General features: G+C 56.6%; 21 protein-coding genes. 10 read left to right on the top strand and 11 right to left on the bottom strand.

Annotated elements, in window-relative coordinates; genetic code table 11:
* Positions 1–116 precede the first annotated feature (116 nt).
* Positions 117–701, bottom strand: coding sequence for a cysteine/O-acetylserine transporter (gene eamB / locus GY169_RS14195; protein WP_167576148.1), 585 nt, complete (start codon positions 699–701; stop codon positions 117–119).
* A 111-nt stretch (positions 702–812) separates the two neighbouring features.
* Between eamB and GY169_RS14190 the strand changes: the two genes are divergently transcribed.
* On the top strand, positions 813–1,742 hold the full coding sequence (locus GY169_RS14190; protein WP_167576147.1) for a LysR family transcriptional regulator: 930 nt from the start codon (positions 813–815) through the stop codon (positions 1,740–1,742).
* A gap of 47 nt (positions 1,743–1,789) precedes the next feature.
* Here the strand turns inward: GY169_RS14190 and GY169_RS14185 are convergent, their stop codons facing one another.
* Both GY169_RS14185 and yeaG read right to left on the bottom strand, forming a co-directional pair.
* Positions 1,790–3,073 (bottom strand): YeaH/YhbH family protein, encoded by a 1,284-nt coding sequence (locus GY169_RS14185; RefSeq protein WP_167576146.1) that lies wholly within the window; start codon positions 3,071–3,073, stop codon positions 1,790–1,792.
* 112 nt (positions 3,074–3,185) lie between these two features.
* The gene (yeaG, locus tag GY169_RS14180; protein ID WP_163445726.1) at positions 3,186–5,120 is read right to left on the bottom strand and encodes a protein kinase YeaG; all 1,935 of its coding nucleotides are present in this window, start codon (positions 5,118–5,120) and stop codon (positions 3,186–3,188) included.
* A gap of 436 nt (positions 5,121–5,556) precedes the next feature.
* Between yeaG and GY169_RS14175 the strand changes: the two genes are divergently transcribed.
* Positions 5,557–6,303, top strand: coding sequence for a MipA/OmpV family protein (locus tag GY169_RS14175; protein ID WP_167576145.1), 747 nt, complete (start codon positions 5,557–5,559; stop codon positions 6,301–6,303).
* A gap of 192 nt (positions 6,304–6,495) precedes the next feature.
* On the opposite strand, the gene GY169_RS14170 is transcribed toward GY169_RS14175, so the two are convergent.
* Positions 6,496–7,380 (bottom strand): D-hexose-6-phosphate mutarotase, encoded by an 885-nt coding sequence (locus GY169_RS14170; RefSeq protein ID WP_167576144.1) that lies wholly within the window; start codon positions 7,378–7,380, stop codon positions 6,496–6,498.
* Positions 7,381–7,461: 81 nt separating this feature from the next.
* Complete coding sequence (gapA, locus tag GY169_RS14165; RefSeq protein ID WP_064546246.1) at positions 7,462–8,457, bottom strand: glyceraldehyde-3-phosphate dehydrogenase; 996 nt, start codon at positions 8,455–8,457, stop codon at positions 7,462–7,464.
* Between the two features lie 339 nt (positions 8,458–8,796).
* Here gapA and msrB point away from each other — a divergent pair, with 339 nt between their 5' ends.
* Positions 8,797–9,210: a peptide-methionine (R)-S-oxide reductase MsrB gene (gene msrB, locus GY169_RS14160; protein WP_163445720.1), complete on the top strand. Its 414-nt coding sequence runs from the start codon at positions 8,797–8,799 to the stop codon at positions 9,208–9,210.
* Positions 9,211–9,253: 43 nt separating this feature from the next.
* Positions 9,254–9,532 (top strand): YeaC family protein, encoded by a 279-nt coding sequence (locus tag GY169_RS14155; RefSeq protein WP_163445718.1) that lies wholly within the window; start codon positions 9,254–9,256, stop codon positions 9,530–9,532.
* On the opposite strand, the gene GY169_RS14150 is transcribed toward GY169_RS14155, so the two are convergent.
* Entirely contained in the window at positions 9,529–11,457 is a 1,929-nt protein-coding gene (locus tag GY169_RS14150) for a sigma-54-dependent Fis family transcriptional regulator (RefSeq protein ID WP_167576143.1), read from the bottom strand. The genes GY169_RS14155 and GY169_RS14150 overlap by 4 nt on opposite strands.
* 273 nt (positions 11,458–11,730) lie before the next feature.
* Here GY169_RS14150 and ssuD point away from each other — a divergent pair, with 273 nt between their 5' ends.
* The 3 genes from ssuD to GY169_RS14135 are packed head-to-tail and all read left to right on the top strand — an operon-like array spanning position 11,731 to position 15,753.
* Positions 11,731–12,903 carry an FMNH2-dependent alkanesulfonate monooxygenase gene (gene ssuD / locus GY169_RS14145; RefSeq protein WP_167576142.1) on the top strand — a complete coding sequence of 391 codons (1,173 nt, stop codon included), beginning with the start codon at positions 11,731–11,733 and terminating at the stop codon, positions 12,901–12,903.
* A 10-nt stretch (positions 12,904–12,913) separates the two neighbouring features.
* The gene (locus tag GY169_RS14140) at positions 12,914–14,299 is read left to right on the top strand and encodes an FAD/NAD(P)-binding protein (protein WP_167576141.1); all 1,386 of its coding nucleotides are present in this window, start codon (positions 12,914–12,916) and stop codon (positions 14,297–14,299) included.
* Between the two features lie 56 nt (positions 14,300–14,355).
* Positions 14,356–15,753: an LLM class flavin-dependent oxidoreductase gene (locus GY169_RS14135; protein ID WP_167576140.1), complete on the top strand. Its 1,398-nt coding sequence runs from the start codon at positions 14,356–14,358 to the stop codon at positions 15,751–15,753.
* Between the two features lie 57 nt (positions 15,754–15,810).
* Here GY169_RS14135 and GY169_RS14130 read toward each other — a convergent pair whose 3' ends face one another.
* The 4 genes from GY169_RS14130 to sppA all read right to left on the bottom strand — a co-directional run bounded on the left by GY169_RS14130 (position 15,811) and on the right by sppA (position 20,801).
* Entirely contained in the window at positions 15,811–17,064 is a 1,254-nt protein-coding gene (locus tag GY169_RS14130; protein WP_167576139.1) for a glycoside hydrolase family 18 protein, read from the bottom strand.
* A gap of 161 nt (positions 17,065–17,225) precedes the next feature.
* A complete protein-coding gene (gene pncA, locus GY169_RS14125) occupies positions 17,226–17,867 on the bottom strand; it encodes a bifunctional nicotinamidase/pyrazinamidase (protein ID WP_167576138.1) in 642 nt (213 codons plus the stop codon).
* 10 nt (positions 17,868–17,877) lie between these two features.
* On the bottom strand, positions 17,878–18,894 hold the full coding sequence (gene ansA / locus GY169_RS14120) for an asparaginase (protein ID WP_163445704.1): 1,017 nt from the start codon (positions 18,892–18,894) through the stop codon (positions 17,878–17,880).
* 56 nt (positions 18,895–18,950) lie between these two features.
* Positions 18,951–20,801 carry a signal peptide peptidase SppA gene (gene sppA, locus GY169_RS14115; RefSeq protein WP_167576137.1) on the bottom strand — a complete coding sequence of 617 codons (1,851 nt, stop codon included), beginning with the start codon at positions 20,799–20,801 and terminating at the stop codon, positions 18,951–18,953.
* Between the two features lie 162 nt (positions 20,802–20,963).
* On the opposite strand from sppA, the gene GY169_RS14110 reads away from it, so the two are divergent.
* The 3 genes from GY169_RS14110 (at position 20,964) to GY169_RS14100 (ending at position 24,630) form a co-directional block, all read left to right on the top strand.
* The gene (locus GY169_RS14110; RefSeq protein ID WP_167576136.1) at positions 20,964–21,515 is read left to right on the top strand and encodes an NAD(P)H nitroreductase; all 552 of its coding nucleotides are present in this window, start codon (positions 20,964–20,966) and stop codon (positions 21,513–21,515) included.
* A gap of 129 nt (positions 21,516–21,644) precedes the next feature.
* Positions 21,645–22,688: a selenide, water dikinase SelD gene (selD, locus tag GY169_RS14105; protein ID WP_163445699.1), complete on the top strand. Its 1,044-nt coding sequence runs from the start codon at positions 21,645–21,647 to the stop codon at positions 22,686–22,688.
* A 4-nt stretch (positions 22,689–22,692) separates the two neighbouring features.
* Positions 22,693–24,630 (top strand): DNA topoisomerase III, encoded by a 1,938-nt coding sequence (locus GY169_RS14100; RefSeq protein WP_163445697.1) that lies wholly within the window; start codon positions 22,693–22,695, stop codon positions 24,628–24,630.
* A 143-nt stretch (positions 24,631–24,773) separates the two neighbouring features.
* Here the strand turns inward: GY169_RS14100 and gdhA are convergent, their stop codons facing one another.
* On the bottom strand, positions 24,774–26,117 hold the full coding sequence (gene gdhA / locus GY169_RS14095; RefSeq protein WP_167576135.1) for an NADP-specific glutamate dehydrogenase: 1,344 nt from the start codon (positions 26,115–26,117) through the stop codon (positions 24,774–24,776).
* Positions 26,118–26,332: the final 215 nt, after the last annotated feature.

Here is a 26,332-nt window from a genome sequence, read left to right as displayed (position 1 = left end):
TAGTGAAGCATTAGCTATGAGAATGTATTACAAATATTGGATGAGGACGACCTGTGACGAGGCTGCTGATTTATCTCCTTTTATTCCCCATTCCTCGTCACGTTTTGCACGAGAGGTCAGAAAAACATCCTGATGGCACAATACACCAGCAGCAGCGCCAGGATGATATTCACACTCCGACCATGCCGGCGAAACAATGACTGGAATAGATGACCAGCCAGCGCCCAGATCAGATTCCCCAGACTGCCAATCACTGCCAGCAGCACGCTGACAGCGATGACCCAGAACATATCCTGCGTGTAGGGTAATACGAACGCAGACAGCGCCGTAATGCCATATAGAATAATCTTCACGTTGGCAAACTGCAGGCCAAAACTGAGCCAAAAGCCCAAAGGCTGCGTATTGGCTTCTGCTGTGGATGAGCTGGTCGCTATTTTCCATGCCAGCCAGAGTATATACGCCGCGCCTATCCACACCAGCCATCGTGTGATGGATGGAATCACGCTGATCAGCGCATAGGTAAACAGACCGCAAAGGAGCATCAGCACCAGAAAGCCAGCGCTCATGCCGGCCAGGATGCGAGCACTTCGGCGTAAACCATGCTGATTAACTGAACTTAACGCGAGGATATTGTTAGGCCCGGGCGTCAGTGCGGTAATGAGGGTATAGGTTAAGAAGCTGCTGATAATGAGAGTGGTCAATTGTATTCTCCTTGTTTTTGCCGCATATTAGCCGCGTAAAAGCATTCAAAAAAGCGAATGTTTTAAATTTCAGGCTTTCATTTTTTCGATGTATTTGCGTGAGAGGAATCTATGGATTTGCGTCGTTTCATCACCTTTAAAACGGTTGTTGAAGAAGGGTCGTTTGCTCAGGCCGCGCGCAAGCTCTGCTGCACGCAATCTACCGTCACTTTTCAGATCCAACAGCTGGAACAGGAGCTGTCATACTCGGTGTTTGAGAAAGTGGGGCGTCGAATGGTTCTCACGCCTGCGGGGAAATTACTGCTGCCGAAGGTAAGAGAACTGACGCGTGTGCTGGAGGGGATTCGGCAGATCGCCGATCGCGAGGAAGAGATCGCCGGAGACCTTCGGGTGATGGTTGGGGAAACCTTACTCGCCTACAAAATGCCTGAGGTTCTGAAACTGCTGAGGATTAAAGCGCCAAAAGTGCGTCTTTCTCTCCAGTCGGTAAACTGTTATGCCATTCGGGACGCGCTGCTCAACGATAATACGGATCTGGGCGTCTTTTACCGCGTGGGTCATGATGAAGCGCTGCATAAGGAATATTTTGGCCAACAGGAATTGGTACTGGTGGCATCTCCTGAGCTACAGGATGTTGATTTCACTAGAGTAAATCAGCATATTCCGCTCAGCTTCATTATCAATGAACCGCAGTGCGTTTTCAGGCAACTCTTCGAATCGACGCTCCGCGAAAGAAAGATTACGTTAGACAACACGATTGAGCTGTGGAGCATTGAGAGCATTAAACGCTGCGTGGCCAGCAATCTGGGCATCTCATTTCTGCCACTTTTCAGCGTATTGCGGGAACTGGAATCCGGTGAATTGATCACGCTTCCTTTTTCCGCCACCCCAATGACGATAACGGCGCTTTGCGCCTATCACGCCGACAGAACCCTGAGTCCCGCGATGGAGATATTCATTGACTGCATGCGACAGAGTTTAGGGGAGGTGCATTCTGAATGCCTGGGGGAATTATCTTCCCATCTTGACGTCAAGTCGTAGGTAAATAAATCAGCCAGAAAACAAGTTAACTGGCTGATTTTTTTTGATTAATCCTTGACTGTACTACCCTGTTTATGGAACAGCTCGCGGAACACCGGGTAAATATCCTCCTGATCGCGGATGTGCTGAATGGCAAAGTTATCAAACGTCTGCTGCAGGTGCTCGTACTCACGCCATAAGGTCTGATGGGCCCGACGGGTGATTTCGATATAGCTGTAGTAGCGCACTACCGGCAGAATTTTCTTCGCCAGAATTTCGTGGCACAGCGGTGAGTCATCTGCCCAGTTATCGCCATCCGACGCCTGCGCCGCGTAGATATTCCACTGCGCCGGGTCGTAGCGCGCTTTCACCACCTCATCCATCAGCTTCAGCGCGCTGGAGACGATGGTGCCGCCCGTTTCCTGAGAGTAGAAGAACTCATGCTCATCCACCTCTTTGGCCTGGGTGTGGTGACGAATGTAAACCACTTCGACGTTTTTATAGGTTCTGCTCAGGAACAGATAGAGCAGGATATAAAAGCGTTTCGCCATGTCTTTGGTGGACTGATCCATCGAACCGGAGACGTCCATCAGGCAGAACATCACGGCCTGGCTGGAAGGCTCTGGCCGTTTCTCGTAGTTTTTGTAGCGTAAGTCAAAGGTGTCGATAAACGGCACGCGGTCAATCTTCGCCCGCAGGTCAGCAATTTCTTTGCGTAACCGCTCTTCTTCCAGCAGCTGCGCTGGCTCGCTTTTTGCCACTTCATCCAGGGTGGCTTCCAGCGCGTGCAGCTCGCGGCGCTTGCCGGCCGTCATGGCGGTACGGCGGGCAAGGGAGTTTTGCAGCGATCGCACGACGCTGATATTGGCGGGCACGCCGTTAGAGGTGAAGCCCGCGCGGTGGGTTTTAAACTCGGTCAACTGGCGCTGCTGATTCCGTTTGAGATTGGGCAACGCCAGATCCTCAAACAGCAGATCCAGATACTCATCTTTGGAAATCTGAAACACAAATTCGTCCTGACCTTCGCCGTCGGCGCTGGCCTGGCCCTGTCCGCTACCGCCACCTCCGCCGCCGCCCTGAGGGCGCTCGATGCGATCGTTTTGTACAAAGTGGTCGTTACCGGGATGCACCCGATGGCGTAATCCTCCGCGTCCCTGATGGAACATAGGTTCGCTAATATCATCCGTCGGAATAGAAACGGATTCGCCGCTATCGATGTCGGTCACCGAACGCTTGTTGATGGCCTCGGAGATCGACTGTTTTATTTGCGCTTTATAACGGCGCAAGAAGCGCTGGCGGTTAACCGCGCTCTTGTTTTTGCCGTTCAGACGCCGGTCAATAAACCAGGTCATATATCCCTCCCGTACTGCATGTGCCAACTTGCAGCGCCTGTAAGTGCCGGAAACGCCGGCCTACGGGACATTGTTGTAGGCCCGGTAAGCGCACGCGCCACCGGGCAGATTATTAAGACGACTTACGCACCCGCAGGTACCATTCGCACAGCAGGCGAACCTGCTTGCGGGTATAGCCTTTTTCCATCATCCGATCGACAAAATCGTCGTGTTTTTTCTGCTCATCGGTTGAGGTTTTCGCATTGAAAGAAATGACCGGCAGCAGCTCTTCGGTATTGGAGAACATTTTCTTCTCAATCACCGTGCGCAGCTTCTCATAGCTCGTCCAGTTCGGGTTGCGGCCGTTGTTGTTGGCGCGGGCGCGCAGCACAAAGTTGACAATTTCGTTACGGAAGTCTTTCGGGTTGCTGATCCCGGCAGGCTTCTCAATTTTTTCCAGTTCAGCGTTCAGCGACTCGCGGTCGAACAGCTGGCCGGTATCCGGGTCGCGATATTCCTGATCCTGAATCCAGAAGTCCGCATAGGTGACATAACGATCAAAAATGTTCTGCCCGTATTCGGAATAGGATTCGAGGTACGCGGTCTGGATCTCTTTGCCGATAAACTCAGCGTATTTCGGGATCAGATAGCCTTTCAGGAATTCCAGATAGCGTTCCGACTGCTCCTGCGGGAACTGCTCGCGCTCGATCTGCTGCTCCAGCACGTAGAACAGATGCACCGGGTTGGCCGCCACTTCAGCGTGGTCGAAGTTAAACACCCGCGAGAGGATTTTAAAGGCGAAACGCGTCGACAGACCGTTCATCCCTTCGTCCACGCCCGCGTAATCACGATACTCCTGATACGACTTGGCTTTCGGGTCGGTATCTTTCAGGCTTTCACCGTCATAGACGCGCATTTTCGAGTAGATGCTGGAGTTTTCCGGCTCTTTCAGACGCGAAAGAATCGAGAAGCGCGACAGCGTTTCCAGCGTGCCCGGCGCGCATGGCGCATGGGTCAGCTCACTGTGATTAAGCAGTTTCTCGTAAATCTTGATCTCTTCGGAGATCCGCAGGCAGTAAGGCACCTTGACGATATAAACACGGTCGAGGAACGCCTCGTTGTTTTTGTTGTTGCGGAAGGTCACCCACTCAGATTCGTTCGAGTGCGCGAGGATAATGCCGTTGAACGGCAGGGCGGAGATCCCTTCGGTGCCGTTATAGTTACCTTCCTGAGTCGCGGTCAGCAGCGGATGCAGCACCTTAATGGGCGCTTTAAACATCTCGACGAATTCCATGATCCCCTGGTTAGCGCGGCACAGCGCGCCGGAGTAGCCGTAGGCGTCCGGGTCGTTCTGCGCATAGTGTTCCAGTTTACGAATATCGACCTTACCGACCAGCGCCGAGATATCCTGGTTGTTCTCGTCGCCCGGTTCGGTTTTGGCAATCGCAATCTGCTCGAGAATTGACGGCCACACTTTAACCACACGGAATTTGGTGATGTCGCCACCAAACTCGTGCAGGCGTTTCGCCGCCCACGGCGACATGATGGTGCCGAGATAGCGGGTAGGCACGCCGTACTCTTTTTCCAGAATCTGCGCGTCTTCCTGCGGGTTGAACAGACACAGCGGATGGTCGTTTACCGGGCTGCGTTCGCCGTTGGCGCTCAGCACGTAGATAGGCACCCGCTGCATCAGCGATTTCAGACGTTCAGCCAGCGATGATTTACCGCCGCCGACCGGGCCCAATAAGTAGAGGATTTGTTTTTTCTCTTCCAGTCCCTGGGCGGCGTGTTTCAGATAGGAAACAATCTGCTCAATGGCTTCTTCCATGCCGTAAAACTCTTCGAACGCCGGGTAGCGCCCGATGACTCGGTTCGAAAAGAGACGGGAAAGCCGCGGTTCCTGGGCGGTATCAACCATTATCGGCTCGCCAATAGCCGTTAATAGCCGTTCTGCCGCGTTAGCATAGGCACTGCGATCCTGCTTACATACAGCAAGAAACTCCTGCAGTGTGAACTCTTCGTCCTTGGCAGCTTCATAGCGCTGGCGATAGTGATCGAATATATTCATGGCATGCCGTCCTTTCGTTTTTTAGCACAGGTTAAGAGCCGTTGGTATGAATAATGGGGGCTCCCGGAAGAGGTAAGCCGAACGACGCTCAACCTTGACCCAGCAACCTGTGTGCCAGGTTGTTGGACAATAAGCAATGACGCTCGCGGCAATTACACCTTCTAAAAATAAGCGTAGATGGCATTTGCAAAACTTGCATGGCGATAAAATCGATTTTCAATGACATATCAATAACTCATCAAAAAATACGGGCATTAAATCTTTTCATCTTTTTTCTTCTTTCATATAGCTGTCACGTATTTGCAAGCCGGTTGCCATCTTTGGCAGAGATAATGGCAAGTCATAATGTGTAATTACAGGTAAAAAATTTGTCGTAGGGCCATGTGGAAGGTAAACTTTCGCCGCTGATACGTTGAATAAAAAGGAATTACAGATTGTGAATCGAATCAAACTTCTAACGCTAGGGGTCCTGATTGCCACTTCGGCTACTGCGGTACAGGCTGAAAGTAAGTTCACGCTGGGCGCGGGCGTGGGGATCGTTGAGCATCCTTACAAGCAGTACGACCATGATGTGTATCCCGTTCCGGTTATTAGTTACGAAGGGGACAACTTCTGGTTCCGTGGCTTAGGCGGCGGTTATTACCTGTGGAATGACGGTACCGACCAACTGTCCCTGACGGCTTACTGGTCGCCGATGTACTTCAAACCTGGCGACAGCGACAACAGCCAGTTGCGTAAACTGGATCGCCGTCAGTCGACGATGATGGCCGGTGTTTCATGGTTCCATCACACGCAGTACGGCTCCCTGCGCACAACGCTTGCGGGCGATACGCTGGATAAAAGCAACGGTCTGGTCTGGGACCTGGGCTGGGTTTACCGCTATACCAACGGTGGTCTGACCCTGACGCCGGGCATCGGCGTTGAGTGGAATAGCGATAACCAGAACGAATACTACTACGGTGTATCCCATCGTGAATCGGCGCGTAGCGGCCTGCGCAGCTATAGCCCGGATAGCAGCTGGAACCCGTATCTGGAACTGACCGCGAACTATCGCTTCGCCGGCAGCTGGAGCGTGTACGGTACTGCGCGTTATACTCGTCTGTCTGACGAAATTACCGATAGCCCGATGATTGATAAGAGCTGGACCGGCCTGCTGTCTACCGGTATCACCTACACCTTCTAATCGTCAGTGTTGATGATCGACAAAGGCTCGCCTTCTGGCGGGCTTTTTTTATGCACTGAAATCGGGCGGCGCTGACCGGGCGCACAATGATGGTGCATCCAATTGGGGCAAACCTGGGAGAGGTCTTGCTGGACGAGGTGACGGTGTTGACGAAAACCCGGCGTCGCATGGCGACGACGGGTGTTCCGGTCATTAGCGTTTCGCGACTTTGATCGTCTGCGACAAACGCGCCGGTTTGTCTTCGGTCGCTTTCTGAGGTGCGCTGGCGCACGCGGTTTCGACGCACACGAAGGTTTTGTAACCGTCATCCGGCATGTCGGTCATGCTGACGGAAAGCGCCGGGCCTGGGTTCCAGCCCACCACGTTGACGTGGTGATGGTGGATAACGTCGATCGCACGCTTCAGCGAGGCGTCGTGGATGACGCTGCAGGCTTCCGGATTCAGGTAGACGCGGTCGGTGCGGTCCGGGAAGGTCTGCACGCCGTCGCTCAGCTCGCCGATTTCGGCATTCTGCACTTTATCGATGTAACGATCGCCCAGGCCGCTCACTTTAACGGCGTGAATATCACCGACGTTAAAGTAAGTGTGCAGCGCCGTGGTGGTTTCAAATTCGCCGTGCGCTTCCAGCTCCATCTCGCAGGTGTGACCCAGCTTGAATCGGGCCAGCAGGCTGAACTCATGCGGCCAGTACTGGCGGGTGGCATCACTGCTTTTCAGTTCGAAGGTTAACACCACGCCGTTATCGTCTTCATTGTGCGCTTTCAGCTCCCACGGCAGATTACGGGCAAAACCGTGAGCCGGGAAACCTTGCTGCGCCGCCGGGCCGAACCAAGGCCAGCAGATCGGTACGCCACCGCGAATGGCAACGCCGTTTTTGAACGGTGTGTTACCGCTCAGCCACAGCACTTCTTCTTCACCTTCCGGTTTCCAGGAGAGCAGGTGAGCGCCCTGGAAGGCCACGGAGGCTTTCACTTTTGGGTGGTTGACAACGATAACGTCCAGCTCATCCAGCTGGCGACGAGAGAGCACAGGGGTAAGCTGTTCGATAACCGGGAGAGCGAAAATTGTCTTAATCATAATGCAATCCTTGGTGTTGAAAACGTAACCATAAAAAAAGGCGACCGAAGTCGCCTTTTTGGATCAGGTTCTCATCTCAACTTATTTGGAGATGTGAGCGATCAGGTCCAGAACTTTGTTGGAGTAACCAGTTTCGTTATCGTACCAGGAAACCAGTTTCACGAAGTTGTCGTTCAGAGCGATACCTGCTTTAGCATCGAATACGGAAGTGCAAACTTCACCGTTGAAATCAGTAGATACAACGTCGTCTTCGGTGTAACCCAGAACGCCTTTCATCGGGCCTTCGGAAGCAGCTTTGATTGCTTTCTTAATTTCTTCGTAAGAAGCAGCTTTTTCCAGACGAACGGTCAGGTCAACTACGGATACGTTCGGGGTAGGAACGCGGAACGCCATGCCGGTCAGTTTGCCGTTCAGTTCTGGCAGTACTTTACCTACAGCTTTAGCAGCACCGGTAGAGGACGGGATGATGTTCTGAGCTGCGCCGCGGCCGCCGCGCCAGTCTTTGTGAGACGGGCCATCAACGGTTTTCTGAGTTGCGGTGGTCGCGTGAACAGTAGTCATCAGACCTTCGATGATGCCGAAGTTGTCGTTGATAACTTTTGCCAGCGGAGCCAGGCAGTTGGTGGTGCAGGATGCGTTGGAAACGATGTCCTGGCCTTCGTATTTGTCAAAGTTAGCGCCTTTAACAAACATCGGAGTGTTGTCTTTAGACGGACCAGTCAGAACCACTTTTTTCGCGCCAGCAGTGATGTGCTTACGAGCGGTTTCGTCGGTCAGGAAGATACCGGTTGCTTCAGCAACTACGTCAACACCAACTTCGTCCCATTTCAGGTTAGCCGGATCACGTTCAGCGGTAACACGGATTTTTTTACCGTTTACGATCAGATGACCGTCTTTCACTTCAACGGTACCGTTGAAACGGCCGTGAGTGGAGTCATATTTCAGCATGTAAGCCATGTAGTCTGCGTCTAACAGATCGTTGATTGCAACGATCTCGATGTCAGAACGTTCCTGAGCAGCACGGAAAACAATGCGACCGATACGGCCAAAACCGTTGATACCTACTTTGATAGTCATATATTCCACCAGCTATTTGTTAGTGAATAAAAGGTTGCCTGTAAAATTACAAAAACCTTACGCAGCGTCAAGCGGAATCGTGTCAATCATTGCGACAAATCAATCTGCTGCCTAAGCTTTGCACGACTAACCTGTCTCACTCTTCCTATGAGCTAGAAACCACATGAGGGCGGCGCCGGGAATTTTAAAGGGCACGCGAGATAAAAATGTGATGAGTGTCACAATTACCCCGCTGCCTTTTCACGCCGATTAAGTTTAGAACAAAAGTTCACGCTTCATTGTTAATGTTTTGTTAGAATCGCCTGGCAAATGTATTTTTCATAGCGAGATGTGAGCAAAATGGTGAACAAACCTTCCCCGGATGACCTGAAAAATACCCTGAGTGAAATGCAGTTCTATGTCACGCAGAAACATGGCACAGAGCCGCCGTTTACCGGGCGTTTACTGCACAACAAGCGCGATGGTATTTACCACTGTCTGGTGTGCGACGCGCCGCTTTTTCACTCCCAAAGCAAGTATGATTCCGGATGCGGCTGGCCGAGTTTTTATGAGCCGGTGAGCGAAACCGCCATTCGGTATCTCAATGATTACTCCCACGGCATGCAACGTACTGAAATTCGTTGCGGAAATTGTGATGCGCATCTGGGGCACGTCTTTCCCGATGGCCCACAGCCAACCGGTGAGCGTTTTTGCGTCAACTCTGCGTCGCTCAGCTTCACGGATGACGAAAATGGTGACTCCACCAAAGGCTGAAGAAACGATTCAGCAAATTATTCCACAGGAGAGGGGGCTGAGCATGAATATTGAGCAAATGATCGACAACATGACGCCGGAGATTTATCAGCGTTTAGCCACCGCGGTGGAGCTGGGAAAATGGCCGGATGGCGTGGCGCTGACCGACGAACAAAAAGAGAACTGCCTGCAGCTGGTGATGCTCTGGCAATCGCGCAATAACCGCGACGCGCAGCATATGACCATTGATACCAACGGCCAGATGGTGATGAAGAGCAAGCAGCAGTTGAAGGAAGACTTCGGTATTGCACCGAAGCCGATTGCGACGTTTAAGCAGCACTAAGCGGCTGCCCACGGCTCGATAAGTCGTTCTCTGGCGTACCACATCGCTTCTCTGACCGCGACGGGCCTGCTCAGCAGGCCCAGCGCATAAAAGCGGTCGGCGATGGTCTGCTGTGCGCGGATGGCCTGCATATCCATTTCTCGTGTCTGATGGCTGCGACGCGCCAGTGCACAGGCCAGCGATGCGGTGTCCAGCCCCAGTTCTCCCGCCAGCAGTTGCGCCGCCTCGAGGCGATGCCGGTCAATAAATTTCCCCGTTTTCACCAGTGCCGCCACGACACCGGCGATAATTTCCTCGTTCTGCTGCGCATACTGGCGGCGGGTGAGATAGAACTGATGGTTGCTGACGCGGCCCTCGCCGGTCGCCAGCACGCGCAGCGTCCCGCTGCGTTCAGCGGCGCTCAGTACCGGGTCCCACATCATCCAGGCATCGGCGGACAGATAGTCGCTGGCGGTAAGCGGGTATTTTGGCGGCGCGTAGACGATCTTAACGTCATCCAGACCCAGCCCCGCTTCTTCCAGCAACTGCACCAGCAGCCAGTGCACGTTCGAACCTTTGTTCAGCGCAATACGCTTTCCCCGTAGTTGGGCGAGTGAGCGTATATCGCTGGCGTTGGGCACGACCATGGCCACACTCCGCGGCGCCGGTGGCTCCCAGGCCACATACAGAAGCGCGTTGTCTTTCGCCTGCGCGAAAATAGGTGGCGCTTCGCCGGTGGTGCCAAAGTCAATTTCGTTGTGACTGAGCGCCTGTAGCAGCTGCGGGCCGGCCGGATATTCGCTCCACATCACGTTAATCCCCAGTTCGGCGAAATTCTGCTCCAGCAGCTGACGCGCCTTCAGCACGCCCAGATTGCCAAACCGCTGGTAGCCAATCCGCAGTTCGCGCTCACGCGGCGTGGTCGCTGGCAACTCTCCAGGCTTACGCCGTTGCTTGATGACGCCCAGATGCGCCAGCTGTGTGCGCAACGTATGGCGGCTGACGCCAAGCAGCTGTGCGGCCTGGCTCTGATTATTTTGGCTTTGACTCATTGCCGCCTGAATCATGGCGCGCAGCATACGGTCGTACAGCGCGCCGCTGTGGGCTAATAGCTGACGGCGCATAAACTCTCCCAGTTCATCGTGTTGCGCAGGCGATGAGGAGGGCACCGAGGTTGCAGAGGTGAGCCGAAGATGCTCAGGGCCCAGTTCCACATCCGGATTTAACAGCACCGCATTGTGCAGGGTGTTTTCCAGTTCGCGAATGTTCCCCGGCCACGGATAGTCCTGCAGCAGCGCAAGCGCCAGCCCGGAAAGCCGCTGCGCCGGACGTCCGAGTCGGCGCGCGTAAAGCTGCACGAAATGGTGCGCCAGAACCGGGATATCCTGTTGGCGCTGGCGTAATGGCGGCAGGGTCACGGCGGCGATATTCAGGCGATAGAAGAGATCTTCGCGAAAACGACGCTCCTGAATGGCGCGTGCCAGATCAACGTGTGTCGCCGCCACGACCCGCACGTTAATGCGAATGGGTTTGTGGGATCCGACGCGGGTGATCTCCCGCTCCTGGAGGACGCGCAGCAGCTTCACCTGCAACGACAGACTCAGCTCGCCAATTTCATCCAGTAGTAACGTTCCGCCTTCCGCGGCCTCAAACCAACCCTGGTGAGTATGCGTTGCGCCGCTGAACGCGCCTTTCTCATGGCCAAACAGCTCTGACTCGGCCAACGACTCGGTCAACGCGCCGCAGTTAACGGCGAGGAAAGGCCCGTTTGCCCGTGGACTATGACGGTGCAGATAACGGGCGACCACCTCTTTGCCGGTCCCCGTTTCCCCGACGATCAGCACCGTGGCGTCGGTGGGGGCGAGGCGCGCCAGCACTTTCTGAAAGGCCTGTGAGGCCGGGTCGACCAGCGCCGGCCCGGATAATGTGAGTTCTGCGTTGAGCATCGGAATTCTCCAGCAAGTTCATGTCTGGACGGTATCTGTTGGCGGCGTAAGTTTCCAGAGGGGGGAGGCGCGTGGTTGTCGCCATTGCGGCAGCGGATGCCGTCAGGGTGTTGCATTTGCAACAGTTTCTGAAAATCAATATTTCAGTTAATTCTTTGATAAGTAACGATATTTTTTCTTCTGAAAATTGGCATGTATTTCGCTAACTCCTTTATAACTGACGAAGATAACCGCTTCGATAAATACCAAATATAGTTATAAAGGAAATGGATAATGACAGTACAAGCCGCTGAACAAATCAATGTCTTCTGGTTCTTACCCACCCACGGCGACGGGCGGTATCTGGGTACCACCGAAGGCGGTCGTCCGGTGGATCTCCCTTATCTGCAACAGGTGGCGCTGGCGGCGGATAGCCTCGGCTATTACGGCGTACTGATCCCCACGGGCAAAAGCTGTGAAGACTCCTGGCTGGTGGCCGCCGCGCTGGCGCCGATTACCCGTCATTTGCGCTACCTGGTGGCCGTACGTCCCGGACTTCAGCCGCCCACGCTGGCGGCGCGAATGGCCGCCACGCTGGACCGCCTCTCCGAAGGGCGTCTGCTGATCAACGTGGTGACCGGTGGCGATCCGGTGGAGAACAAAGGCGACGGTATTTTCCTCAGCCACAGCGAACGCTATGAAGTGACCCATGAATTTCTGGAGGTGTACCGTCGCCTGCTGGCCGGTGAAAAGGTGGACTATCACGGTACGCATATTCAGGTTGAGGGGGCGGAAGTGCTGTTCCCGACGGTACAGCGCAATGGCCCGCCGCTGTACTTTGGCGGTTCCTCGGCAGAGGCGATTGACGTTGCCGCCGACCATATCGATGCCTATCTGACCTGGGGGGAGCCGCCGGCGCAGGTGGCGGAAAAGCTGGCGGTCGTGAAAGCCCGGGCGGAAGAGAAGGGGCGTCAGCTGGAGTACGGTATTCGTCTGCATGTGATTGTGCGCGAGACGGAGGAAGAGGCGTGGGCCGCCGCCGATAAGCTGATCGCACACCTGGATGATGACACTATCGCTCAGGCGCAGCAGATTTTTGCCCGCATGGACTCCACCGGACAGGCGCGTATGAGCGCGCTGCACAACGGAAATCGCGACAAGCTGCGGATTGCACCCAACCTGTGGGCGGGCGTCGGTCTGGTTCGCGGCGGCGCAGGGACCGCGCTGGTGGGAAATCCTCAGCAGGTTGCCGAACGTATCCGCGAATATCAGGCGCTGGGAATCACCAACTTTATCTTCTCCGGCTATCCGCATCTGGAAGAAGCGCACCGCTTCGCCGAGCTGGTCATGCCGCTGCTGCCAACCAGCACCCAGCCGCGTTCCGCGAAGGGGCAAGTTAACACCGGGCCGTTTGGCGAGACCATCGGTGGGGCGAAACGGCCTGTCCCGCAGGCGAGCGCCAGCTGAGGAGTTTGCGATGTCACGACCAGAAAGCGAACCGCATATTGTGATTGTCGGGGGCGGATTCAGCGGCGCGGCCGTTGCCCTTCATTTGCTGCGCGAGTCGCGCCGCGCCCTGCGCATTAGCGTGGTGGAGCCGCGTCCCGCGCTTGGGTTTGGGGTGGCCTACTCGGCGACCGATCCCGCGCATCGAATCAACGTTCCCGCCGCGCGCATGCAACTGGCGGGTGACGACGACGGCGCATTTGACCGTTGGTATCGCCGGCACGGCGATTTTCCGCAGGACCCTCAGGCACAGCTGGCTGACGGGAGCGTCTACCCGCAGCGTGGCGCATTTGGTCGCTACGTCCAGGAAAATCTGGCACAGGCGATAAAAGCGTACAGCGGCAGCCTGACCCATATACGGGATCGCGCGGCGGGCTGGCATGACGGGTGCGTGATCACCGCCGAGGGGCAGCGGCTGCGCGCCGATGGTCTGGTGCTGGCGGTGAGTCACCCGCCGCCACGCTTGCCGAAGGTGGTCCAGCACGTCGCTCAGCACCCACGGCTGATTGCGAACCCCTGGCGGGCTGGTGCGCTGGCGGCCATTTCGCTGAACGCGCGGGTCGCCATTATGGGCACGGCGCTGAGCATGGCAGATGTCGTGGCGACGCTGCATCGTCAGGGGCATCAGGGAACAACGCTTGCTTTCTCACGCCATGGATTACTCTCCCGAGCCAACGCGCCGCTCGCCGCATCGGCGTGGCAGGCCAGCTATCAGACGGGCACATTACGCCAGCGCCTACGGCAGATTCGCGCGGATATCCCGCGGGCGGCGGCGCAGGGGTTGCCCTGGCAGGCCGTTCTGGATGCCGTACGCAGTCAGGGCCAGACGATCTGGCAGCAGCTTACTGAGGCTGAAAAGCGACAGTTTTTACGTCACCTGCGTCGCTTCTGGGATGTGCATCGCTACCGTATTGCGCCGCAGGTGGCGCAAGCCATCGCGGAAAAACGAGCGGACGGCACTTTTCGCTCGCTGGCGGCGCGGCTGCAGGCGCTGACGGTTGAAGGCGAGGCATTTCGCCTTCAGTTGGCGCAGCGCAGCGGCGGCACCGTGTGGCAAGAGGTTGACTATCTGGTGCTCACCACCGGGCCAGACCATGCCGATTTAGTGGCGAGCCAGCCGTTTCTGACGGCACTGCATCAGGATGGGCAGATTCGCCCGGATGCGCTGGGCATGGGCATTGAGGTTAACGCGCATTCGCAGGCGGTTGGCGCTTCTTCGCGCATATGGGTTGCCGGCCCGGCGGCGCGCGGGCGATTCGGCGAACTGATGGGACTCCCGCAGGTGGCGGAGCATGCCCGGCAGGTCGCACAAACGGTGCTGCAAACCCTGACGAGCCGTCAGAACGTGACGGCCTGAACCCCGAGATAAACGCATTATTGTGCCGGGAATAACCGGGCGCAGGAGAGATTGTTATGTCATCACAACGTGAAATTCGTCTGAATGCTTTTGATATGAACTGTGTCGGCCACCAGTCGCCGGGGCTGTGGGCGCACCCGCGCGATCGCTCATGGCAGTATAAAGATCTGGATTATTGGGTCGATCTGGCGCGTCTGCTGGAGCGCGGAAAGTTTGACGGTCTGTTTATTGCCGACGTGCTGGGCGTCTATGATGTCTATAACGGCAACGGTGACGCGGCGATTCGTCAGGCGGCGCAGGTGCCGGTAAACGATCCGCTGGCGCTGGTCACCCCGATGGCGCTGGTGACGGAGCATCTGGGCTTTGGCTTGACCGCCTCGCTGTCATTTGAACACCCCTATCCGTTTGCTCGCCGTCTCTCGACGCTGGATCACCTGACCAAAGGCCGCGTAGGCTGGAATATCGTCACCTCGTATCTGGAAAGCGGCGCGCGCAATATCGGCCAACAGGCGCAGACGGCGCACGATGCTCGCTACGACTATGCCGATGAGTATCTGGAGGTTATCTACAAACTGCTGGAAGGCAGCTGGGAAGAGGGGGCGATTCTGCGCGATCGTGAACGGCGCATTTTCAGCGATCCGAGTAAAATTCACGCCATTAATCATCATGGCAAATTCTTTGATGTGCCGGGCTATCACCTGTGTGAGCCGTCGCCGCAGCGCACGCCGGTGCTGTATCAGGCGGGCGCGTCCAGCCGCGGCAAGCAGTTTGCCGCCAGCCATGCCGAGTGCGTGTTTGTGGCTTCGCCGTCAAAAAGCGCGCTGAAAAAGACCGTGGCGGATATTCGCCGCCGCGCGGCGGAGGCCGGGCGCGATCCGCACAGTATTCTCATTTTCAATATGCAAACGGCGATCGTCGGCGAGACGGATAAGGCCGCGCAGGCGAAGTGGCAGGAGTATAAAAACTGGACCAGCTACGAAGGCGCGTTGGCGCTGATCTCCGGCTGGACGGGCATCGATTTCGGGCAGTATCAGCCGGATGAAGTGTTTACCTATGCCAAAACCAATGCGATTCAGTCGGTGGTCGATACCTTCTCCACCGCCGACCCGGATAAACAGTGGTCGGTTAAAGCCATGGCCGAGTGGGTCGGTATCGGCGGTTTTGGTCCGCTGATTGTTGGCAGCGCCGAAACGGTCGCCGATGAGCTGCAGTCGTGGGTGGAGGAGACGGACGTGGATGGCTTCAATCTCGCCTATGCGGTAACGCACGAGACCTTTACCGATGTGGTCGAGCTGTTGATTCCGGAGCTGCAAAAACGCGGCGTCTATAAGCGCGAGTACAGCCAGGGGACGTTACGTGAAAAGCTGTTTGGCGGTAGCGCCAGACTTCAGGCTCCGCACCCGGGCGCGGGGTACCGTATTCATGAGCAAAGCGGGATTTTAACGCCGGTGTAATGCTGGCCAATTAACGGTAACCCGGCCAGGTCGCCGGGTTACCGTCTCGGGTTGACCTTAGTGTTTAATCCCCAGCGACTCCGCCAGCTGCTTCGCCAACTGGTTATTGTCGTCCGCGCCGTACTCCCAGAACATCGCGCCCGCTAGCCCTTTGCTCTTGATATAGTCCGCTTTAATGCTGACTGAACGCGGATTCTCGTAGGAGAGCGCGAACAGCGGTTTGCCCTCCGCCGATTGCACCGACAGCCACGGAACCTTCGCCTGGTCATCCCAGTGCTCGGTAAAGCGCTTCTGCGGGTCGTTCAGCAGCTTGCTGACAATGTCGTTGTATTTCACGTAGGTGTCTTTGCTGAGGTCGACGCCGAGTGATTTAAACAGCGCCACTTCCTGTGCGCCGAAGTAAGGTTGGGTGACCGGATTTTTCTGCGCGTCCGGCTTGCTCCAGTCGATACCCGGTTCCACGCTGCGTTTTGGCACGCGGCCATAGAAGCCAATCCCCAGGTTCATCTGGCTGGGTTTTAAACCGGCGGCGAGATAGTTATTGACCACGAAATCGGCGCTGTATTTATCGGCCTGCGCCACCGTTGGCCACTGCGTTGAGTCGTACAGGTTCGAGTTAAAGTACTGGGTGCCGTACGCCATGTCGTAGGTCATCAGGTTGATGTAATCCAGCAATGGCGCGATGGCTTTAACGTCAACCCAGCTTTTCGGACTTTCGGCGTTAGCGCCGACGGCAATGGTCACCAGCTTTTTATTGCCAAACGCCGCGCGCAGCTCTTTGAGCAGGGTGGTGAAGTTATCGCGGTCCGCCGGCTGGCTTGCCACCAGACCCCACGCGCCGTTGACCGGATATTCCCAGTCGAGATCGATGCCATCGAGGCCGTATTTTTCGACCACTTCCTGCGCCGAGCGGATGAATACCGCCCGAGCTTCCGGCGTGGCCGCCGCGCCGGAGAAGCCGCGCGCACCCCAGCCGCCGACCGACAGCAGCACTTTCAGATTCGGGTTTTGCTTACGCAGTGTCGGTATTTTGGCTAAATCGGACTGTACCTTCGGCGATAACCAGATTTGATGCAGCTTCGCGGGGTCTTTTAACGCGTCGTTGGTTTCGTCTTTCTCGTCGTTGTAGATAAGGCCAAACGAATAATTGAGGTGGGTAATTTGTCGGACGTCCAGCTTATCGATATCACCGCCCGGGCCGGCGGTGACGTCTCCGCCGCCGTTGAAGTAGCCAACGGACATCAGGGAATTCGCGGAAACAACCGAGGCGCAGAGCAGGGGTAATGCTGCCAGCAAAGGCAAAAGTTTCATACACGGTCCTCTTTGACATTAAAAAATCAAACACGCCACGGAAATGGCGTGGCGAAAAAACAACCGATTAAACATAGCATTGCCGTTGAGGCAAATCTGAGAGGTGGTTCACGAGGGGGAGGGAATTGTAGGCCGGATGGCGCTCATCCGGCACTACGGGGCTAGCGCTGAATTTCCAGCCAGTCATCCAGCGTATACAGCGTCGCGCCTTCTGCCGCCATTTCCATAAAGGCGTGAGCGCTATCCTGCGGCTGAATGTTGACGCCGCGACAGCCGTCGGTAATCACGTTGACCGCATAGCCAAGCTGGAGAGCGTCCAGCACGGTGAACTTCACGCAGTAGTCGGTAGCCAGCCCGAGAACGGTCAGTTCGTCAATCGCCTGTTCGCGCAGCCAGGCGTCCAGCCCGGTCTTCTGCCGATGACCGTTGTCGAAAAAGGCGCTGTAGCTGTCGATGTTGACGCTCTCGCCCTTGTGGAACACCGCGTCGATCGCGTTGTGCGCCAGCAGCGGATGAAACGCCGCGCCATCGCTGTTTTGCATACAGTGATCCGGCCAGAAGGTCTGCGCCAGGCCGTCGAGCGTCCCCTGGCTGTAAGGTTCCACACCGTGCTGGCTGGCAAAGCTGCCATGGTTAGCGGGATGCCAGTCCTGGCTGGCGACCACCGGTTCACCGCGGGTTTTTGCTTCAGCGATCAGCACATTGGCGACATCAATCGTGCTGTCGCCATCGGCCACGGCAAGGGCACCGCCCGCACAGAAATCGTTCTGTAAGTCGACTAATAACAGCGCGCGTTTGCTCATCACTCTCTCCTTAATCGTCTGGCGTCAGTTCGCCGCGCAGGTTCTGCTGCATCGCCGCGCGAATGGCGTCGGCGTCCAGCCCCTGACTCAACAGATAATGTAACTTGGTCAGCGTCGCTTCCACCGTCATATCGGCACCGCCGATGACGCCCGCCTGCGCCAGCGCGTTGCCGGTGGCGTAGCCGCCCATATTCACCTTGCCGGACATACATTGGGTGAGGTTAACCACCACAATACCGCGGTTGCTGGCTTCTGCCAGCTCTTTCAGGAATACAGCGTTTTGCGGGGCGTTACCCACGCCGTAAGAACGCAGGATAAGCGCTTTGACCGGCTGAAGCAGGAAGTTGCGTACCACATCGGCGGAGATGCCCGGATAAATCGTCACCACGCCAATCGGCTGCGGGGTAATCGGATGTACGATCAGCGCACCGTCGCCGTGGGGGGCGGGCGGGGTACCCAGTTTACGAATATGGATACCCGCTTCCAGCAGTGGGGTGAGGTTTGGCGAAGCAAACGCGTCAAAGCCATCCGCATGGGCTTTGGTCGTCCGGTTACCGCGATACAGACGGTTGTTGAAGAACAGCGTCACTTCGTTAATCGGGTAGTTAGCGGCGACGTACAGCGAATTCAGCAGGTTAATCTGCCCGTCGGAGCGCAGCTCCGCCAGCGGGATCTGCGAGCCGGTCACGATAACCGGCTTGCCGAGGTTTTCCAGCATAAACGACAGCGCTGAGGCGGTGAACGCCATGGTGTCGGTGCCGTGCAGGATCACAAAACCATCGTACTCGTCGTAGTGCGCTTTAATATCGTCGGCGATGTGCTGCCAGTCTTCCGGCGTCATGTCGGAAGAGTCCATCAGCGGGTCGTATTCGTGGATAGTAAAGTCCGGCATCTCGGGGCGATGGAACTCAGGCATCAGCGCCAGCTGGCGCTGCAAATGCCCGGAGACCGGGATATAGCCGTGGTCAGAGCGCTGCATCCCGATGGTCCCGCCGGTATAGGCGACGTAAATGGATTTTTTTGGCATGGTTCGTCTATCGATTGAGCAAAAGAAAATCCCCTCCGGCAAGGAGGGGATTGCGATTAGCGAATATTGGCGCAGGTCAGGCAAATTGCATAGCGATTTTGCGGATCGTTGAACACCGCCAGCTTATCGCTTTCGGCCTTCACTGCGTTGGCGGCGTTCGCCAGCGGAGCCGGGAGATACGCCTGCAGCGCCTGCGGCAGAGAGGCGCGTACCGAGCCGGAGAGGTTGTCCATCACCATATCGAAGAACGTCGGTTCGCTCTGATAGTAGTCGATATGCCACGTCTTCACTTTCGCCAGCTCGGCGGCTTTCGCTACCGCATCGTCAAAGTCGCCAAGGCTATCCACCAGGCCATTGGCTTTGGCGTCCTCGCCGGTCCAGACATGGCCCTGAGCGATTTTATCAATCGCTTCCGGCGTGCTCTTACGCGACTGCGCCACAAGGGTAATAAAACGTTTGTAGCCGTTTTCGATGCTGAGCTGCATCATCTGCTGCACTTCCGGCGTCAACGCTTTGGTCATCGCCATATCCGCCAGCGGCGAGGTGGCGACGCCGTCGGTGTGCACGCCGATTGAATCCAGCGTGTTCTCCACGGTGTTGATGACGCCAAAGATACCGATCGAGCCGGTTAGCGTACTCGGGCTGGCTACGATGTAGTCAGCAGGGGTAGAAATCCAGTAGCCGCCGGAGGCCGCCATGCCGCCCATGGAGACCACCACCGGTTTGCCCGCCGCTTTCGCCGCCGCCAGCTCTTCACGAATGACCTCAGAAGCGCTTACGCTGCCGCCAGGGCTGTTCACGCGCAGCACGATGGCTTTCACCTTCGGATCCAGACGCGCGTCGCGAATCTGCGCTGCAGTGGTATCGCCGCCGACGTTACCCGGGGTTTCTTCACCGTCCATGATGGCGCCGTTGGCAAACACCACCGCGATACTCGAACCGGTATCCGCCGGGGTTTTCACCGCATAGTCATACATGCTGATGGCGCTGTAGTTATTGTCGGCTTTACTCCAGCCGAACGCTTTGGTCATCGCTTTTTCGATATCCGCGCTGGAACCTAAGTTATCAACCAGCTTGTTATCCAGCGCATACTGCGCCGTGTCGCCATCGACTTTGCGCAGACCATCCAGCACACCTTGTGCGCCCGGGAAGATCTGCTGCGCCGTCACCTGGCGGTTTGCCGCGACGGTGTTGAGATAGTTCTGCCACAGTTCGCCAATCCAGCGGCTGTCCGCTTCGCGCGCAGCAGGGGACATATCGTCGCGAATAAACGGTTCGACGGCTGACTTATAGGTGCCGACGCGGAACACGTGGGTTGAAACCTTCAGCTTGTCGAGCAGGGTTTTGTAGTACAGCCCGTTGGTGGCAAAACCGTGCAGATCGACCACGCCCTGCGGCGACAGCCAGATTTTATTGGCGAAGCTGGCCAGGTAGTATTGCGCCTGGCTATAGCTATCGCCCACCGCGTAGACCGGCTTACCGCTGTCGCGGAATTCGCGCAGCGCTTTGCCGATATACTGCATAGAAGGCTGATCGCCGCCAGCAAAGTTTTTCAGATCCAGCACAATGCCGGTGATATTGCGGTCATCTTTCGCCTGGCGAATGGTTTGCACAATATCAAACAGGGAGTTTTCCTGCAGACGGTCAGAGCTGGCGCCAAAGAACTGGCGGCCAATCACGCTAAGCTTGCTGCTCGGTGACGGCTTGTCGACCACCACGCCGCTGATGTCCATCAGCAGCGCGCCGCGGGTACTGTGTTCCGTGGTGCTGCTAAGCTGCATCCAGATGCCGACGCCGACCAGCACCAGCAAAATAAAGAACAGATTCAGCACCAGCTCACGGACGAAATTGAGTAATCGCCACGTCCATTTAAAGAATCCGGCAATGAAGCGCCATACAGTTCGCATGTATTCTCCCTGCAAAAACGAAAAAAGGTTTACCGAAACGGTAAAACGTGTGGCTATCCTAAATAGACCGTCGCCGCTTGTCAGCAGGAATCGCCTTCTGCGCTGTAACAAAATCCTTGCGCATGTTAATTTTATGAAAAATAACGTGAGAGGAGTGATTCAATGGACGCACTGGAACTATTGGTGAATCGCCGCAGCGCTTCCCGCCTGACGGAACCGGCCCCGGCGGGGGACGCGCTACAAAATATTCTCCGCGCCGCGCTGCGTGCGCCGGACCATGGCACGCTGCAACCGTGGCAGTTTGTGATTGTGGAAGGCGAAGGCCGCGAACGTTTCAGCCAGTTGCTGGAACAGGGAGCGATCGCCGCAAACGGTGACGAGAAGGCCATCGAGAAAGCGCGTAACGCGCCGTTCCGCGCGCCGATGATTATTGTGGCGATCGCCAAATGTCAGGATCACCCAAAGGTGCCGAAGTGGGAGCAGGAGATGTCGGCGGGCTGTGCGGTGATGGCGATGCAAATGGCGGCGGTCGCGCAGGGCTTTAACGGTATCTGGCGCAGCGGCGCGCTGACCGATAGCCCGGTAGTGCGCGCGCGCTTTAACTGCGGCGAACAGGATAAGATCGTCGGCTTCCTCTATCTGGGCACTCCGCAACTGAAGGCTTCGACCACCATTACGCCACCGGATACGGCTCCATTCGTCCGTTATCTCTGAAAAATCACCACGATTGTCTGGATTTCAGGCAAATGCCCGCGAATTCAGACAGTCGTACTTATCACCGCTGTGTTCTGGCGTTAACATACACCTTCTATGCAAATGCCAAAGCAATGACAGGAGTTGTCCATGAGCGAGCAGGCCATTCGTTTAACGCAGTACAGCCACGGAGCGGGTTGCGGTTGTAAAATTTCGCCCAAAGTGCTGGAGACCATCCTGCACAGCGAGCAAACGAAGTTTATCGACCCCAACCTGCTTGTTGGCAATGAAACTCGCGACGATGCTGCCGTTTACGACCTGGGTAACGGTACCTCGGTCATCAGCACCACCGATTTCTTTATGCCGATTGTCGACAATCCGTTCGACTTTGGCCGTATTGCGGCAACCAACGCCATCAGCGACATTTTCGCCATGGGCGGTAAGCCGATTATGGCGATTGCCATCCTTGGCTGGCCGATCAACAAACTGGCGCCGGAAATTGCGCGCGAAGTGACCGAGGGCGGGCGCTTTGCCTGCAAACAGGCCGGGATCGCGCTGGCGGGCGGCCACTCTATCGACGCGCCGGAGCCGATTTTCGGCCTTGCGGTTACCGGGATTGTGCCTACCGAACGCGTGAAGAAAAACAGCACCGCGCAGGCAGGCTGCAAGCTGTTCCTGACCAAGCCGCTGGGCATTGGCGTGCTGACCACCGCCGAGAAAAAATCCCTGCTCAAGCCTGAACATCAGGGACTGGCGACGGAAGTGATGTGCCAGATGAACCTCGTGGGCTCGGCGTTTGCCAATATCGACGGCGTGAAGGCGATGACCGACGTCACCGGCTTTGGCCTGTTGGGCCACCTGAGCGAAATGTGCCAGGGCGCTGGCGTACAGGCGCAGATTGATTTTGCCGCCGTGCCGAAACTGCCGGGCGTGGAAGAGTATATTGCCCAGGGCGCCGTGCCGGGCGGTACCGAGCGTAACTTTGCCAGCTACGGCCATCTGATGGGCGCGATGAGCGAGGCTCAGCGTGCGCTGCTGTGCGACCCGCAAACCTCCGGCGGCCTGCTGCTGGCGGTGACGCCTGACGCCGAAGCCGCCGTACAGGAGGCTGCCGCCGAGTTTGGTATCACGCTAACCGCTATCGGTGAACTGGTCACCGCGCGCGGTGGCCGTCCGATGGTCGAGCTGCGCTGACCCCATGCGGTTGTTCATTGCGGAAAAACCGAGTCTGGCCCGCGCCATTGCGGATGTACTGCCGAAGCCCCACCGCAAGGGCGACGGCTTTATCGAATGTGGCAACGGCCAGGTGGTGACCTGGTGTATTGGTCACCTGCTGGAGCAGGCGCAGCCGGACGTCTATGACAGCCGCTATGCGCGCTGGAATCTCCAGGATCTGCCGATCGTGCCGGAAAAATGGCAGCTCCAGCCACGCCCATCGGTCACCAAACAGCTGAACGTCATTAAGCGTTTTCTTCATGAAGCCAGCGAAGTTATTCACGCCGGAGACCCCGATCGCGAAGGACAGCTGCTGGTGGATGAAGTGCTGGACTACCTGCAACTGTCGGCGGAAAAACGCCAGCAGGTGCAGCGCTGTTTGATAAACGACCTCAACCCGCAGGCGGTGGAGCGAGCGATTACCCGTCTGCGTGCCAACAGCGAATTTATTCCGCTGTGCGTCTCGGCGCTGGCACGTGCACGCGCTGACTGGTTGTATGGGATCAATATGACCCGTGCCTATACCATTCTGGGGCGCAACGCCGGCTATCAGGGCGTGCTTTCCGTGGGGCGCGTGCAGACCCCGGTATTGGGGCTGGTGGTGCGCCGCGATGAAGAGATTGAAAACTTCGTCTCAAAAGACTTCTTTGAGGTGAAGGCCCACATCGTCACGCCGAAAGACGAGCGCTTCACCGCCGTCTGGCAGCCAAGCGAAGCCTGTGAACCGCATCAGGATGAAGAAGGTCGTCTGCTCAACCGCGCGCTTGCGGAACACGTGGTGAAACGCATTACCGGGCAGCCCGCGCTGGTCACGGCCTATAACGACAAGCGTGACTCGGAACCCGCGCCGCTGCCGTTTTCGCTGTCGGCTTTACAGATTGAGGCGGCGAAACGTTTTGGCCTTAGCGCGCAGAACGTGCTGGATATCTGTCAGAAACTGTACGAAACCCACAAGGTGATCACCTATCCGCGTTCCGACAGCCGCTATCTGCCGGAAGAACATTTCGCGGGCCGTCACGCGGTGATCAACGCTATTGGCGTTCACGCTCCGGACCTGTTACCGCAGCCGGTGGTCAACACTGACACCCGTAACCGCTGCTGGGACGACAAAAAGGTTGATGCCCACCACGCGATTATCCCAACCGCGCGCGCCAGCCACGTCAATCTCAACGACAACGAAGCGAAGGTCTATAACCTGATCGCGCGTCAGTATCTGATGCAGTTCTGCCCGGATGCGGTCTACCGTAAATGTCAGATCGATCTGGATATCGCTAACGGTAAGTTTGTCGCCAAAGCGCGTTTCCTGGCGGAAGCGGGCTGGCGTACGCTGCTGGGGGCGAAAGAGCGTGACGAAGAGAACGACGGCACGCCGCTGCCGGTGGTGGCAAAAGCGGACGAACTGCTGTGCGAGAATGGCGAAGTTGTTGAGCGACAAACCCAGCCGCCGCGCCACTTTACCGACGCCACGCTGCTGTCAGCGATGACCGGTATCGCCCGCTTTGTGCAGGATAAAGATCTGAAAAAAATCCTCCGCGCGACCGACGGTTTAGGCACCGAAGCGACGCGAGCCGGTATTATCGAGCTGCTGTTTAAGCGCGGTTTCCTGACCAAAAAAGGGCGCTATATTCACTCTACCGACGCCGGTAAAGCGCTGTTCCACTCGTTGCCCGAAATGGCGACGCGTCCGGATATGACCGCGCACTGGGAGTCCACGTTGACGCAAATCAGCGAAAAGCAGTGCCGCTATCAGGACTTTATGCAGCCGCTAGTGGGAACTTTATTCCAGCTGATTGACCAGGCTAAGAGCACGCCGGTGCGGCAGTTCCGCGGGCTGGCAGCGCCGGGTGGGGCGAAGAAGTCATTCAGTAAAGGAAAGGGGAAGAGTAAGAAGGCCGCGGCAAGCCCTGAGCCAGACGTATAGTCGGGGATGTCTATTTGTAGGCCGGATAAGGCGTTTACGCCGCCATCCGGCAATATACTCAGGCTGCCTGATGGCGCTGCGCTTATCAGGCCTACGGTTCAAAACGATAGCCCGGCATCGCTTTCGCGTCCGGGCTATTTGTTTTAAATCACGCCCTGCGCCAGCATCGCGTCGGCCACTTTCACAAAGCCAGCGATGTTCGCGCCGCGAACGTAGTTGGTTTGCTTCGCTTCGCCGCCGTGCTCAACGCAGGCATGGTGAATATCCAGCATGATGTGGTGCAGACGCGCGTCCACTTTCTCCGCTTTCCAGCTCATACGTGCGGCGTTCTGCGCCATTTCCAGACCAGAAGTGGCCACGCCGCCGGCGTTCGCCGCTTTACCCGGCGCGAACAGGACACCCGCTTCGAGGAACAGATCGGTTGCTTCAATCGTGGTCGGCATGTTAGCACCTTCCGCTACTGCCTTGACGCCGTTGGCGATCAGTACACGCGCCGCGTCGGCATCGAGCTCGTTCTGCGTGGCGCACGGCAGGGCGATATCCACCGCCACGTTCCACGGCTGCTGGCCTTCCAGATACACCAGACCAAACTCACGCGCGTAGTCGGCAACACGGCCGTCGCGGCTGGCCTTAATTTCACACAGGCGTGCCAGCTTCTCTTTGGTGAAGCCAGACTCATCAACAACGGTGCCGCTGGAATCGGAGGCAGTGATCACGCGCGCGCCCAGCTCCATAGCCTTCTCAATGGCATATTGCGCCACGTTACCGGAACCTGACACCGCCACGCGCATACCTTCGAAGCCCAGACCGTGACGTTTGAGCATCGCTTCGGTGAAGTACACCAGGCCATAGCCGGTGGCTTCCGGGCGAATCAGGCTGCCGCCGAAGGAGAGCCCTTTACCGGTGAAGACGCAGGAGGTGTCGTTAGACAGTTTTTTCATCATCCCGGCCATAAAGCCGACTTCACGACCACCCACGCCGATATCGCCCGCCGGGACGTCGGTATCAGAGCCCAGATGACGATAGAGTTCGGTCATCAGCGCCTGGCAGAAACGCATCACTTCGCCTTCACTTTTGCCTTTCGGATCGAAGTCAGAGCCGCCTTTACCACCGCCCATTGGCAGGGTCGTCAGGGCGTTTTTGAAGGTCTGCTCAAAGCCGAGGAATTTCAGGATAGACAGGTTTACGGACGGGTGGAAACGCATCCCGCCTTTGAACGGCCCGATGGCCGAGCTGAACTGTACGCGCCAGGCGCGGTTAACTTGTACCTGATTACGGTCGTCCACCCACACCACGCGGAACTGAATCACTCGCTCAGGTTCAACTAATCTTTCCAGCAGGGAGAGCTGGCGATAGCGCGGGTTTTGTTCGAGGAACGGCCAGAGTGTTGTCATGACTTCGCGTACGGCCTGAGCAAACTCGGTCTGGTGTGGGTCGCGCTGTTGAACATGAGCCAGGAAGGTATCCAGGGAGCAAACCTTGTCCATAAGTATAAGTACCTCTTATGATTGTGGATGTATGTAGTTGTTATGGTTGTGTTTAATAGCGTGCGTTATTTCGACTATATCACTACCCTGCTAACGGATGACAAGGATTTTCCGGAAGCAGAATAAAATTAATACTCAATGCCGGGTCATAACCAAAAGCGATGACGTAAAAAAGTTAAGTTGCGCGCCCATTTGGTCGATAGTAATACGAGGTG

The organism is Kluyvera genomosp. 3, assembly GCF_011765685.1.
GTDB classification, from domain to species: domain Bacteria; phylum Pseudomonadota; class Gammaproteobacteria; order Enterobacterales; family Enterobacteriaceae; genus Kluyvera; species Kluyvera georgiana_A.
Note: the sequence above shows the minus strand (reverse complement) of the source record. Positions and strands in the feature narration are given on the sequence as shown.